Origin of the sequence: Pedobacter sp. (assembly GCF_039594775.1) — a bacterium.
In the GTDB taxonomy this organism is placed as follows: domain Bacteria; phylum Bacteroidota; class Bacteroidia; order Sphingobacteriales; family Sphingobacteriaceae; genus Pedobacter.
Map to the genome: position 1 here is coordinate 1,007,599 of NZ_JBCNMT010000001.1, position 14,193 is coordinate 1,021,791.

The window sequence follows — 14,193 nt, forward strand, 5'->3', positions numbered from 1 at the left end:
AACGGTTAAGTTAAGGAGCTTACATTTATATTTCGTTTTACAGAAATCTATTTTTTGTTAGTATCAGCAGCTTTAGGTGTTGTAGCTGGAGCTTGTTTGGTAGGTAAACCGCTACCAATTGGTGATGGAGTAGCTGCTTTATTGATATGCTCATCAATTTTTGAACCTGTACCAGTAGTTGAACCTGATTTGCTCATTGCTGTAATCGCTAAAGAGAATACTACAATTAGGGCTAATAAAACCCAAGTTCCTTTTTCTAGTACATCGCCAGTACGTTGTACGCCAAACATGTTACTGCTAGCACCACCGGTAGCTAAACCGCCACCTTTAGGGTTTTGTATCAATACAAATAGACCTAGTGCTACGCATACAATTACCAATAAAACAATAAATAAGATTAACATATCGTATAATAATTTTAAATTTTCTTTTCCAAAGATTGTATAAGGTCGGCAAAGTAACGGCTTTTTTCTGGAAATTTCAAACTTAATTTTTGATAAGTATCTATCGCCTTGTGATAAAGCATTTGCTCGATATAGATTTGTGCTAAAGTTTCAGATACCATGTCGTAATTGTCCTCGGCACTTCGTTTAGCTTTGTTTTCGTTATTGATCTGATGAGGCTTAAGTGCCTTTATTTGAGGGTCGTTTTTAATGAACGAATCGATAATTTTACTTTCTTTCGTCGGTTTTTCGGTTGTTGGAACTTCTACTTCCTTTCCAGGTTCAAAAGGTGCTTGTATGTGAAAAATATTCTCAACATATTGCTGTTGTAGGTCTTGCGTTGGTGAACTTGTTTTTGCTGGAGAGGCAAAAGGCCTAAAAATCTGCTCGTGGTCCTTACGTGTTTTGGCCAACCACCATAAAAAGGTAAAGGGAAGCTTGTCATCGTCATACTTGCTAATGATATGCTCGTCAGACACTTCTTCAACGATGTTTTCTGGTTGAATGGTTACCGGAAGTTGCTCTATTTCCTGCGTTTCTTGTACTTCTTCTTGAACGGTTTCTGTTTCAAAGCTTGGTTCAAAAGCAAAAAAGTTCGCTTCTGCTAAGCTTTCGTTTTGGTCAGTTACGGTATTTACGGAATCATCAATGATCACCTCTTCTTCAACCGTTGCCTCTTCGGTTTCGGGCTGTGATAAATGTTCGTGGGTAAGGGTTACTTCGCCAATTTCTTCAAAAGTTTCCTGGTCATCAGTTTCCTTGTCTTCTTGAGGTGCGGTATCGTCATTGGTTTCTGGTGTTGGGTCACAAACCTTGATCACTTCACTTGGTAAGGGCTCCAGGTTTTCGATTTCTGGGGCTACAAAATCTTGCACCGTGACTTTTTCCGTAACTATTGGCTTAACGTCTTCAACGACTTCTAATTTTTCCTGTGCCTTGCTTGGTTCCTTAATGATCACTTCATGAGGAAGGGGTTCCAAATTTTCAATTTCAGGAGCTTCGGTAATTGTAACCGGCGCTACAGGTGTTTCGCTACTATTTTTGGACGCTATATATAGCTGTTGTTGATTGTTCCAATTTGGGTAAGTAACAATCTTAATTTCCTCAACGGGCTGTAGTTGTTGTGGCTCATGCAATACGCGGTGCAAAATACTGCCGTTGGTATAAAGGGCAGCTTTGGTTAGCGCATTTTGTTGAGTGTTATGGCCATTACTAGCCTTTGCGAGCAATAAGTGTAGTGGTTGGAAATAGGGATAATCTTCGATGAGATTTTGCAAAAATGGGATATGTTCTTGTGTGGCCAAAGTTGGCTTAGCAAGTAGTTTTTCCAGTTGTTGCGTTTTCTCTATATTCAACTCCATTGCGCTAAGTTAACAATTGAAAATACATTTTATTTACCATTGTGCAAAAGCACGGTTAAAAATGTTCTCTGTAAGCTGTGTAGTTACCTTTTTAATTAAAGCCTGTTCTTGGGTCTGTAAGTTTTGGTTTGCTGGAAATTCAGTGAATGCACTAAATGATTCGCTGAAGCTTGTTTTTACCTTTCCGGTATCGAGATTATTGGTATATTTTACCTCTACGGTAATGGTTAGGCGGGTAGCGCCAGCGGTTGGCTGCCTGTTGTCGGTAAATGCCACAGGTTTAATATCATATCCTGTAATTCTGCCTTCAATAATCGCGTCGGCATCGTTTTGGGTAATGCTGAGCCTACTTTGTGTACGGATACGTTCCTTTAGATCTTCGGTAAAAGTTTGGGCCAATGTGGGTACTACCAATGGTGCAATGTTTTCAAAAAACCTTACGTTAAGGGTTTTCATTGCAGGAGGAATAGAGGCGCCATTAAATTTGTAACTACAGCCTGCTATTACTGCCACAATTGCTAGGGAAAACAATAATTTTTTCATCTGTTAAAGATTTAACTCTTTTATTTTTCTATAAAGTGTACGTTCGGAAATGCCAAGCTCTTGCGCCGCAAATTTACGTTTGCCTTTATGTTTCTTCAGCGCTTTTTTTATCAAATCCGATTCCTTATCCACCAATGATAACGATTCTTCAACTTCCTCCGCATCATGGGCGAAATTAAAGTCATTAGGCATGTTTTGCGAAGGATGCTTAATCGTTAACGTTGGTTCCGTTGAATGATTATTCAAATCAACATCCTGATAAAGCTGGTTAATGTACTGCGGGTTATCGGCAATGACATGGGCCATGTTACCGCCACCATTTTGGATGATTTCTGCAACAAGTTTTTTGAGTTCTACCATGTCCTTTTTCATGTCGAACAATACTTTGTACAGAATGTCACGTTCTGAGAAATCTTCTTTACTATTGCTGTTTACCGCCATTGGCAGATTATTGTTCTGCTCATTAGGAATGTAGTTGAGTAAAGCCTGGGCATCTACATTTCTATCTTTTTCAAGCACGCAGATTTGCTCGGCAATGTTTTTTAATTGCCTAACGTTTCCTGGCCAACTATAATTACTAAGCATTTGTACTGCTTCATTGTCTAACTGTATGCCTGGGGTACGGTATTTATTGCTAAAATCAGAAACAAATTTTCTGAAAAGCAGGTAAATATCATCCTTGCGCTCCCTTAGCGGTGGGATGCGCAACGGCACAGTGTTTAAACGATAGTACAAATCTTCACGGAATTTGCCTTTTCGTACACTTTCATAAACGTCAACATTGGTAGCGGCAATGATCCTTACATCTGTTTTTTGTACTTTAGAGGAGCCTACACGAAGGTATTCACCACTTTCAAGTATGCGAAGCAAACGGGCCTGTGTGCCCAATGGTAATTCGGCAACCTCATCTAAAAAAATGGTACCGCCGTTGGCTACTTCAAAATAACCTTTACGGGCTTCATGGGCTCCAGTAAAAGAGCCTTTTTCGTGACCAAATAATTCTGAGTCAATGGTTCCTTCTGGAATAGCACCGCAGTTTACAGCAATGAAACTTCCATGCTTGCGAGTGCTCAGTTGATGGATAATATGAGAAAAAACTTCTTTACCACTTCCACTTTCGCCGGTGATTAACACCGACATATCCGTAGGAGCAACTTGACTAGCTGTATCTATCGCTCGGTTCAACAAAGGCGAATTGCCAATGATGCCGAAACGTTGTTTGATGCTTTGTGTATCCATATTTAATGTTATGGGTTACAAGTTTTGTGTTATGTGTTTTGAATTGAGTATTTGTAACACAAAATTCGTAACAGGTAACTTAATCAACCACTCTACCTATTAAAGTAGCAATGGTGCAACGTTCTATTAAAACATTTGCATACTCACCGGGCTTCACATTGTCTGTTACGGGAAAAACCACCATCACGTTCTCATCGTTACGGCCCCTGTATTCCTTGTCAGATTTTTTAGAGAAACCTTCAATCAGTACTTTGACGGTTTTGCCCACAAAATTCTTAATGTAAGTGTGTGAACCTTCCTGTTGCTTTTGAATGATGTCATTTAAACGCCTCATTTTTACTTCTTCAGGAATATCATCTTTGTATTTACGTGCGGCCAATGTTCCCGGACGTTCAGAATAAGCAAACTGGTAAGCAAAGCTATAAACTACATAATCCATCATGCTTAATGTTTCTTGGTGTTCTTCTTCTGTTTCGGTACAGAAACCGGTAATGATATCAGTTGAGATTGCACAACCAGGAATAATACGTTTAATGGCATCTACACGGTCCATATACCACTCACGGTCGTAGGTACGGTTCATGAGTTTTAAAATCCTGCTGTTGCCGCTTTGCACCGGTAGGTGAATATAGTTGCAAATATTGTCATATTTGGCAATGGTATGCAATACCTCATCGGTAATATCTTTAGGGTGCGAGGTGGAGAAGCGGACCCTTAGTTCAGGGCTTATTTCGGCAACCATGGCCATTAATTGTGCAAAGTTTACGCTGCCTTCCAATGCGTCATGGCTATGGTCGCCGCGTTTTTCAGGCAAGTCGGTTTTGTTTACCAAAGCCTCCAGCAAGGCATCACCCGTTAAGGTATTCATGTCGTCTTGTAAGTCGTCAGCTTTGCTTTTTACTTCCTGTCCATCTTTCCAGTGATACGAATCTACGTTTTGACCTAATAAGGTCACTTCGCGATAGCCTTGCTCAAAAAGATGAATGGCTTCATTCACAATTGTTTTGGGATCTCTGCTGCGTTCACGGCCACGAGTGAAAGGCACCACGCAGAATGAGCACATGTTATCGCAGCCACGGGTAATGGAAATAAATGCACTAATTCCGTTGCCGGTTAAACGAACAGGGCTAATATCTGCATAAGTTTCTTCGCGAGATAAAATCACGTTTACCGCTTTACGGCCATCTTCCACTTCGGTAATCAACTTTGGTAGATCACGATAAGCATCGGGGCCAACTACTACATCCACCAACTTTTCTTCTTCCAAGAACTTAGATTTTAAACGCTCGGCCATACAACCTAAAACGCCTACCACTAATTTTGGATTTTTACGTTTCTCCACGCCAAACTGCGATAGCCTGTTGCGGACACGCTGCTCGGCATTTTCTCGGATAGAACAGGTATTAATGAAGATTACATCTGCATTATGATAGTCGGAAGTAGTTTCAAAGCCAGTTTCGGAAAGGATAGAGGCCACAATTTCGCTATCCGCAAAATTCATTTGACAACCGTAGCTTTCTATGTAAAGCTTTTTACCGTCACCTTTTTTATCTAATACCAACGCTTCTCCTTGGCGAGATTCATCATGTGTTTTATCCTGAAGCTTGAAATCAATCATCAACAAATTGTTTTTTATGGGCTTCAAAAGTACAAAAAATTAATCAAAAATGACAGAATGGCAGTAATTTTACAATCTCTTTATCATCACAAACAATAAGGCCCTGATTTTGTCTTTAGAGGTACTAACGGAAATCTTATGGATAAACAGGCATTCTATCGTAGGCGTAAATTTTGGTATTGGGCTGGCGGTGTTGTTGGAGCAATCGTTATTTTGCTAGGTATTGTAGCATTAGTTTTAAGTGCCAAATGGAAACCTACTTTAACCACAAAAATCAAAGATGGGGTAAAAGAGGCTTCAAAGGGTTTGTATCAAATCAACTTTAAGGACATTCATCTCAATTTGCTTACAGGAACCGCTGTGTTGGATAGCATTAGTTTGATGCCAGACACTGCCGTTTTCAATCAATTACGAGTTGGTGAAGAAGCCCCAGCACATCTTTTTAAGATTAAACTGGCGCATTTGAAAATATCCAGAGTGGGTATATTAACCGCATATTTTAAAAAGAAAGTATCCTTGACAGCGATTATTCTGGACCAGCCTTCTATTGATATGATTTACCATAAAGTGCCTAAGCGCAAGGTTACTTCAAAAAAAGAACAGACTTTATATGAGTTAATTTCAAAATCATTAAAGTCTATTTCGGTGGGGCAGATAAAGGTGCAGGATGCCAATTTCGATTATTATAATGGCAAGCAAAAATTAAATTCAGTAAAACATCTTTCAATTAACGTAAAAGACATCTTGATTGATTCGTTGTCACAGTTTGATACCACCAGAGTTTTTCATAGTAAAAATATTGGGTTTGAATTGTTGGGATATCAGTCGGTAACGAAAGATAAAATGTACACCTTAAAGCTCGATACTTTGAGGGGCTCAGTTACAGGAAAAGATTTGGAGATAAGAGGTTTTAAAATGGTTCCCATGTATCCAAAGCTGGCTTTCAGTAGGAGATACAGCACGCAAAAGGATAGATATGATTTGAATTTTCAAAAGATTAGTTTGGCGGGAATAGATTATGTGGGCTTAAATAACAATGGTGAACTGTATGTAAAAGAAGTGAATTTGGGTCCAGCCAAGGTAGATGTTTTCATGAACAGAGAATTGCCGCCACCTAATATTGATAAGGCTCGGAACTTCCCGCACGTGGCATTGCGTAGATTGCCTATTCCAACCATTGTTGAACGTTTAAAAATTGCCAAAGTGGATGTGGCATATGGTGAGTATAATCCCAAAACAAAGGAGATTGGAACAATTAAGCTCAACAGTTTAAATGGAGTAGTTAGTAACTTAACTAACGATAGCGCTAGGCTTTCGTCGCAAAACCATGCTTATGCAGATTTGACGACCTACGTGATGGGGGCTGCTGAAATGAACGTTAAAATAGATTTTAACCTCACTGCTAAAAATGCGGCATTTCAATATAAAGGTACCGTAAAAGCTTTTGACTTAAAATCACTGAATGAAATTTCCAAGCCCTTAGGACAAATAGCCATAGAAAGCGGAAAAGTGACCAGTGCCTATTTTGATGTTTCAGCGAGTAGCGGTGGTTCAAAAGGAGTAGTCAATTTTTTCTATACTGATTTAAAAATCAAAATGCTGAGCGAAGATGAGAACGGGAAAGAAAAGAAGAAAGGTTTATTGTCCTTTTTGGCCAATACACTTTTGATCAAGGATGATAATATTCCAGGAGAAAAAGCCAGAAAGGTGACCGTTACCCATGAACGAGTGCCTCAAGCGTCCTTCTTTAATTTGATGTGGAAGACGGTATTTAAGGGAATGAGAGAAGCTGCGGGCATAGGCATAGTGCCCATGAAAAAAATGCCAGAGCCAAAGAAAAAGTAATATTCAGCACCAGGTGTGGCCTTTGGAAGGGTATTTAAACTGTCTGTGTAAAAATAAATTCCGTATCTTGGGTTGTTAACCCCGTTTTAACTCCCATGACGTTTAAAAAAATCATCAAAAGCAGAAAGTTTAAGTACATTTCATTTGCTTTCCTGTTTTTAATACTCGTAATACTGGGAGTTTCATGGTATATCTCGGGAAAAATAAAACCTCTTGTACAGCAAGAACTAGGTGCTATTGTTAAAAAAGCTACAAATGGTCTTTACGATATTCATTTTGATCAGGTACATGTTAATCCGCTGACAGGAAACGCCTCTTTAACCAAGGTAAGGTTAGTGCCTGATACCGTTGCCTACCAAAAGCTGGTTGATGAACAAAAGGCACCTAACAATTTGTACTATATTGATCTTGAAAAATTGAGCATCAAGAAATTTCACCCCTTTAAAATCTATTTCAATCAACAATTGGAGATAGATTTATTATTGTTCGATCAACCACACATCACCATGGTGAATAGGTCTTTTGCTTTTAACGAAAATAAACCGCCAAGACCGGAGAAATCACCATATGATTACATTAAGTCTATCTTTAAAGCTTTGCACATCAGGACCATTGATTTTAAAAATGCCAGTTTTAAATATGTAAACAAAAACGATTCGACAGTAGAATCAGATACCGTTTCTAATCTTACCATTACCTTAAAAGATTGGTTGATTGATTCGACTTCTGCGGAAGATAAAAGCCGATTTTATTTATTGAAAGATGCCTATGTATATCTCAACAATTATACCTATGCTACGCCGGATAGCATGTATTATATCAAGGCCAGTCAGTTCGAATTTAGTGCCTCTGCAAAAAAGGTGAATATTAAAGAGTTTGCCTTAACGCCTCGTTATTCAGAAGAGGAGTTTGCAAAGGTTAGCGGTTATGCTAAAGATCGTTATTCCCTGCAGCTTAACAATATTGATTTATCGGGCATTAACTTAAGCTCGTATATTAAACGAGGAGAGGTGCTGGCTGATCAAATGCATATCGCTAATGGTTTCCTGTCCGTATTTAACGACAATTCCTACCCCAAGCTAGTGAAGGATAAAACAGGTAGATTCCCTCATCAGTTATTGCAGAAAATCAAAATTCCAATTACGTTAAAGAAAGTTCTGTTACAAAAACTGGACATCAGCTATGCGGAGTTTGACAGAAAAAGTAAGCAAAGGGGTCGAATTAGTTTTAACAATACTTCAGGAGTGATCAGCAACGTAACTAACCAAGCAAAGTATAAAAAAATAGACCCCATTATAGAAGCTAATTTGGTGAGCCATTTGATGGAGCAAGGTAAATTAACTGTTAACTTTAAATTTAATACTACAGCACCAAAAGCTGATTTTTCATATCAAGGTCAATTACAGGATATGGATGGTAGGCAGCTCAACTATATTACTAGGCCGCTGGCCATGGTCCAAGTAAAAAACTGCCTGATCCGTAAACTGGCATTTGACATTAAGGCCAACGAAGATGTGGCCACAGGAAGAGTGAAATTTGTGTACAACGATTTGTCGTTAGGACTGATGAAGCAGCATGAAGGTGGACAAAGATTACAACGTTTGGGGCTTTTGTCCTTACTGGCCAACGCCATCATTATTCATTCTGATAATCCCTCGGACGATGGAAAATTCACTGTGGCGCCAATTAACTACAAACGTAAGCCAACGGGTTCTTTCTTCAATTTTATTTGGAAAACCCTATTTCAGGGAGTAAAGTATAGTGTGGGTTTTACGCCAGAGAAAATAGCGGAAATCAAGGGGTATGTTTCCAAATTTGAAAACATGAAAGATGAGCGAGAAAAACGAAGGATGAGGAGAGAGCTGCGGAAGTCTGAGCGTTTAAAAAACAGATAAACTAATTGCTGAATTTTTTATTCAGCGATAAACATTTTATATTGCGAGTTAACTAACCAAATGGATAACCAACTAGCTAATCAGTTATTGTGGGAAAGAATTTGCATGGGCGACCGTGACGCATTCTTTGATTTATACAAGGCGCTTTACTATCGTCTGGTTAATTTTGGGGTAAGGGTTTGTGGCAATACAGATTTATCAGGTCAGGCCACCGACCATGTTTTTACCTCTATTTGGGAGAAGAGGGAAAACCTAGCTCGGGTAGAAAATGTAGAAGCCTATCTTAGAACCTTCCTAAAAAGAAGACTCTTACGCCTATTAGAGAGGGAACGAAAAATCCACGAGGCACTTTTTAAAGCCGGAGACGAAGGCGAGTGGATGGAAATGAGCTATGAAGAGTTTATTGTAAAGGTGCAAAGCGATGAAATTGTACGTTACCAACTTAAACAAGCACTGGCCAAACTCACCTTTAGACAAAAGCAATTGATTCATCTAAAGTTTTTTGAAGGACTGAGCTACGAGCAAATTGCCGATCAAACCAATCAGACCATTAAAACGGCCTATAATACCATTTACGATGCCCTTAAGGTATTGCGCAAGGAGCTGAATAGTTTCTAAAATCAGCGGTATTTTTCATAACGTTAAAAAAAAGTTAAAAAATCTTTAGGAAAAAAAACTGATTTGAGGCACTGTCTATTAAAAGGCGTAAAATAAAATGATAGATAGAAGCAAATTCGAGCCCGAAGACTTTTTAATTGATGCAACATTCCAGCACTATTGTGCTGGTACAGATCAATTATCTATTGATTATTGGAGCAAATATATTTCGCAACATCCAGAGCAACAAAAAACAATAGCCGAGGCCGAGAAGCTTTATAGACTTTTGAGCGGCAACAAGGCAAAGTTGAACGAAAGAATACTGGCATTTCAGGAAGGGTTTGAGCAGCCTAAGGTAGTTCCTTTAAGGCCAAGAAGAATTTGGTGGTCAATTGCAGCTGCGGTGTTGCTTGTGATAGGATTAGGTTCCATCTTTTTTGCTGAACAAAAGCCCGAACCAGTAATCTATGCTCAAACTTATCAAACCAAAGCAGGAGAACGTAAAAAAGTAACGCTTCCCGATGGCTCAACCGTTTGGTTAAATTCAAAAAGTACGCTTAAGTTAGATGAGCAATTCAATAAAGGTAATCGTTTAGTTTCTTTGCAGGGAGAAGGTTATTTTGACGTTACCCATAGTAAGAAGCCCTTTAAAGTTAAAACCTCTGAATTTGAGATCAACGTACTGGGAACGGCATTTAACGTAAAGGCTTATCCAGATGAAATTACTTCTGAAGCTACCTTGATTCGTGGTTTAATTACCATGCAGCCTGTAAATGGAGGTGGAATTATCACCTTAAAGCCAAGCCAAAAAATTACCCTGTATAAAAAGACGGTGGCTGCCACCATGTTGCCTCAGCAAAAACGACAACTGAAAATCTCGCACCCAGAAATTACCATAGACCATTATCAACTGGCAAGAGACAGCACAGTGGTAGAAACTGCCTGGGTACAGAATAAAATAGAAATCTTAGATCAAGATTTCGGAGAAATAAAATCCATTCTAGAAAAATGGTACAATGTAAACATCACATTTGTTAGCCCTGAAATAGAAAAATACCGTTTCACGGCAACTTTTAGTAACGAAACAATTAAGGAGGTATTGGACGCCTTACAACAAGTAGAAAAATTTAATTACGAAATAAAAGGAGATCAAATTAAGATATCAAAATAAGAAAGAAAGGACGATGTTGACGCATCGCCCTTTACAAATTTTTTGATGTATTTATGGCAGTGTTCGCTAAAACACTGGCTGCCACAAACCGCAACCAAAACACAAACATATGATTTATTATTACTTACCGCAAGAGCGTTTTAGGTACAGAGAGCTCTTTAAATTTATCATCCTAATGAAACTGTCTTTTTTAGTGGTGTTCATTACCTGTTTAAACGTTTCTGCATCGGTTTTCTCGCAGGAGAAAATTTCGCTCGATGTAAAGAAAGCCAAGCTTTCGAATGTGTTAAAGCTCATCGAAGAGAAGAGCAAATACCGTTTCGTTTACAGCTCAAATTATGTCCCCATCAACAAAGATGTAAGCATTAAGGTGAACAACGCTCCAGTGACCGATGTGCTGAGCGAAATTTTAGAGCACACCAAACTAAGTTATTCGGTTTCCGACCTTGGGCTTGTTGTCATTAGCAGGGTTAAAGATTCGCCCATAAGAGGTAGTGTCAAAGATGGAAAAGGATTTCCATTGCCAGGGGCCACCGTAAGGGTTAAGGGGACTAGCCGCGGTACTTCTACAGATGTAGATGGAAAGTTTTCCATTATAGTGCCAGAAAATGCAGTTTTGGTTGTTTCTTATGAGGGGTTTTCATCCCAAGAAGTTGCTGTAGGAGGCAACAAAACCTTGGAAGTTGTTTTACAAGAAGACCTGAAGCAATTGGGCGAGGTAGTAGTTACTGCCTTGGGGATCAAACGCGAAAAAAGAGCGCTGGGTTATGCTGTTAGTGAAGTAAGAGGGGAGGATTTGACGAAAGCAAGAGAGAACAACCTGATGAACTCATTATCGGGCAAGGTGCCGGGACTTGACATTGCGAGCACCAGTGGTGGTGCTGGTGCAGCAACAGCAGTAACTATCCGTGGTGTATCCAGCTTAAGCCAAAGCAACCAACCGTTGTACGTAATCAATGGCGTGCCTATGGAAAATAAACCCGTAGGTTTAAATAATTCCAATCCTAATGGAAATAAAGGTAGCCAATGGGATAATGCTCCAGATTTGGGAGATGCTGTAGGAAACCTTAACCCCGATGATATCGAAAGTATTTCGGTACTAAAAGGCGCAGCAGCAGCAGCATTGTATGGTTATCGTGCAAAAGGAGGGGTAATCTTAATTACGACCAAAAGTGGTAAAGGAAGTGGGATTGATTTCAATAGCAATTATGTGGCAGAGCAGGTGGTTGACCGCACCAACTGGCAATACATTTATGGCCAAGGCGCTAATGGCAGGAAACCGACTACAGCCGCTGGAGCTGCTCAAGTAGGTGGTTCGAGCTGGGGAGCTAAGCTAGATGGAAGCGATGTGATCCAGTTTGATGGCGTAAGTAGACCTTATTCTGCCCAAAAAGATAATATCGAGGATTTTTACAAAACAGGTGGTACCTGGACCAATACCTTAGCACTTAACAAAAGCTTTGATGGCGGAAGCATTCGCTTATCGGGAAGCGACGTAAATAATAATTCGATTGTGCCTAATTCGGGCCTAAATAGACAGTCGTTTAACTTTGCTGGTATTTTTACGCCAATTAAGCGTTTAAGTATTGATGCCCGTGCAAATTATATTTTAGAGCAGGTAAAAAACAGACCTATGGTTTCAGACGGTGCTGGTAATGCCAACTATAATGCCATATTTTTGCCAACCAGCATTAACATTAATAGTTTGAAACCTTGGCGAAATGCTGACCAAAGTGAGAAACTATACAATTCGGGCAATGTGTATGCTACTAACCCTTGGTTTGCGGCTTATGAATTTGTGAACAACACTAAGCGTAATCGTTTGTTAAGTTCGATTACTGCCAAATATACTTTAGATCATGGTTTGTTTATACAGGCTAGGGTAGGTCAGGATAACTACAATGATACTTATAAAAACGTGGTGCCGTCAGGGACCGGTTATTATGCCAATGGTAAAATTGCAGAACAAGCAACCAAGTTTTCTGATATTAACGCAGATGTGTTAGTCGGTAAAACATTCACATTGACCGATGACTTTTTCTTAACCCCTAATTTGGGAGCAAGTTATCGTAAAACAGATGTTTCTCAAATGACCAATAATGGAACTGATTTCGCAGTTTTTGGCGTGTACAATATCTTAAATGCTAAAAATAAATCTGTAAACTATAGCGAAAGCCATTCAGAAACGCAATCTGCCTACGGAACCTTAGAGTTTAGCTATAAAGATTTATTTTATTTGACTGGAAGTGCCCGTTCTGATTGGTTCAGTACTTTGGCCACGCCAGTTAAAGACAATAAACTGTATATCATTTATCCATCAGTTAATGCCTCGTTCGTATTCTCGGAACTTTGGAAACCATCAGTATTAAACTTTGGTAAAATTAGAGCAGGTTATGCAATTGTAGGGCAAGCTACAGATCCTTATCAAACCGCATTGACCTATAATTTCATGAGCCAAAACTTGAATGGCTCACCATTGGGCATCATTACGAATACGAACATCCCTAATGCATCATTGATTGCATCAGAAGCATCGGAATTAGAATTTGGTACAGAGTTGCGTTTTCTTAACAGTAGGTTGAATTTAGATTTAACTTGGTACAAAAAACGTTCTAAGAATGAAATCTCATTTGTAACCACATCTAGCACTACGGGTTATGCTGGAGCGGTATTAAATGCTGGTGAAATAGAAAATAAAGGGTGGGAAATGTTGTTGTCGGGGCAGCCGGTAAAAACAAAAGACTTTATGTGGACGTCTTCACTAAATGCTACTTACAACAATAATAAAGTGATTTCTCTAGCAGAAGGTGTAGATAATCAGTTGATTGCTACCTCTCGTTCTGGAGTGGGTTTTTTACAAAATATCCCAGGTAAGGCAGCTTCTCAAATCATGGCTTATGATTATAAATATGATGCCAATGGTAAAATTGTAGAGGATGCAAACGGACCCGCAAGAGGAGATTTAAAGGCTTATGGATCTGCGTACAATAAATGGTTTGCAGGTTGGAACAACGAGTTCAACTACAAGGGCATTAACCTATCTATTTTAATCGATGGTAAATGGGGTGGTAAAATCTTTTCTGCTACCGATTACTATGGATATATCTTTGGCTTGCATCAATCCACTTTGGCAAACAGAGAGGCTTTAGATGCACCAGGAAATGTAACCGCAGCTAAATATTACGAAAATACCGCGAATAATACTTCCTTTCGTTTTGTACAAGATGCCAGCTTTATTAAGTTGAGACAGATTGTATTAGGGTATAATTTTCCAGCTAAAATGTTCAACAACAAAATTCAAGGACTTAACGTGAGTTTCGTAGCAAGAAACTTAGCTATTCTGATGAAGAGGACCGATAACATCGATCCAGAATCTAGCTACAACGCAACTTTCCCTGGCCTTGAATTGGGAGGTGTGCCTCCAGTTAGAACCTTTGGATTAAACCTAAACGTTAAGTTTTAAAACCTAAAAACGATTGAC

At 39.2% G+C, this 14,193-nt stretch carries 10 protein-coding genes; 5 read left to right on the forward strand and 5 right to left on the reverse strand.

From position 1 onward, the window contains the following. Positions 1 to 47: 47 nt before the first annotated feature. The 5 genes from secG to ABDV71_RS04375 all read right to left on the reverse strand — a co-directional run bounded on the left by secG (position 48) and on the right by ABDV71_RS04375 (position 5,204). Complete coding sequence (gene secG / locus ABDV71_RS04355; RefSeq protein WP_343531199.1) at positions 48 to 404, reverse strand: preprotein translocase subunit SecG; 357 nt, start codon at positions 402 to 404, stop codon at positions 48 to 50. A 14-nt stretch (positions 405 to 418) separates the two neighbouring features. After that, entirely contained in the window at positions 419 to 1,804 is a 1,386-nt protein-coding gene (locus ABDV71_RS04360) for a hypothetical protein (RefSeq protein ID WP_343531200.1), read from the reverse strand. Positions 1,805 to 1,837: 33 nt separating this feature from the next. Next, the gene (locus tag ABDV71_RS04365) at positions 1,838 to 2,347 is read right to left on the reverse strand and encodes an LptE family protein (protein WP_343531201.1); all 510 of its coding nucleotides are present in this window, start codon (positions 2,345 to 2,347) and stop codon (positions 1,838 to 1,840) included. Positions 2,348 to 2,350: 3 nt separating this feature from the next. Beyond that, the gene (locus ABDV71_RS04370; RefSeq protein WP_343531202.1) at positions 2,351 to 3,586 is read right to left on the reverse strand and encodes a sigma 54-interacting transcriptional regulator; all 1,236 of its coding nucleotides are present in this window, start codon (positions 3,584 to 3,586) and stop codon (positions 2,351 to 2,353) included. A gap of 79 nt (positions 3,587 to 3,665) precedes the next feature. Next, entirely contained in the window at positions 3,666 to 5,204 is a 1,539-nt protein-coding gene (locus tag ABDV71_RS04375) for a MiaB/RimO family radical SAM methylthiotransferase (protein WP_343531203.1), read from the reverse strand. 138 nt (positions 5,205 to 5,342) lie between these two features. Here ABDV71_RS04375 and ABDV71_RS04380 point away from each other — a divergent pair, with 138 nt between their 5' ends. The 5 genes from ABDV71_RS04380 (at position 5,343) to ABDV71_RS04400 (ending at position 14,175) form a co-directional block, all read left to right on the forward strand. After that, the gene (locus ABDV71_RS04380; RefSeq protein WP_343531204.1) at positions 5,343 to 7,049 is read left to right on the forward strand and encodes a hypothetical protein; all 1,707 of its coding nucleotides are present in this window, start codon (positions 5,343 to 5,345) and stop codon (positions 7,047 to 7,049) included. Positions 7,050 to 7,144: 95 nt separating this feature from the next. Beyond that, on the forward strand, positions 7,145 to 8,944 hold the full coding sequence (locus ABDV71_RS04385; protein ID WP_343531205.1) for a hypothetical protein: 1,800 nt from the start codon (positions 7,145 to 7,147) through the stop codon (positions 8,942 to 8,944). A 60-nt stretch (positions 8,945 to 9,004) separates the two neighbouring features. Further along, entirely contained in the window at positions 9,005 to 9,562 is a 558-nt protein-coding gene (locus ABDV71_RS04390; RefSeq protein WP_343531206.1) for a sigma-70 family RNA polymerase sigma factor, read from the forward strand. 97 nt (positions 9,563 to 9,659) lie between these two features. Continuing rightward, entirely contained in the window at positions 9,660 to 10,712 is a 1,053-nt protein-coding gene (locus ABDV71_RS04395; RefSeq protein WP_343531207.1) for a FecR domain-containing protein, read from the forward strand. Positions 10,713 to 10,821: 109 nt separating this feature from the next. Then, positions 10,822 to 14,175, forward strand: a complete 3,354-nt coding sequence (locus tag ABDV71_RS04400) for a SusC/RagA family TonB-linked outer membrane protein (RefSeq protein ID WP_343531208.1) — start codon at positions 10,822 to 10,824, stop codon at positions 14,173 to 14,175. Positions 14,176 to 14,193 lie beyond the last annotated feature (18 nt).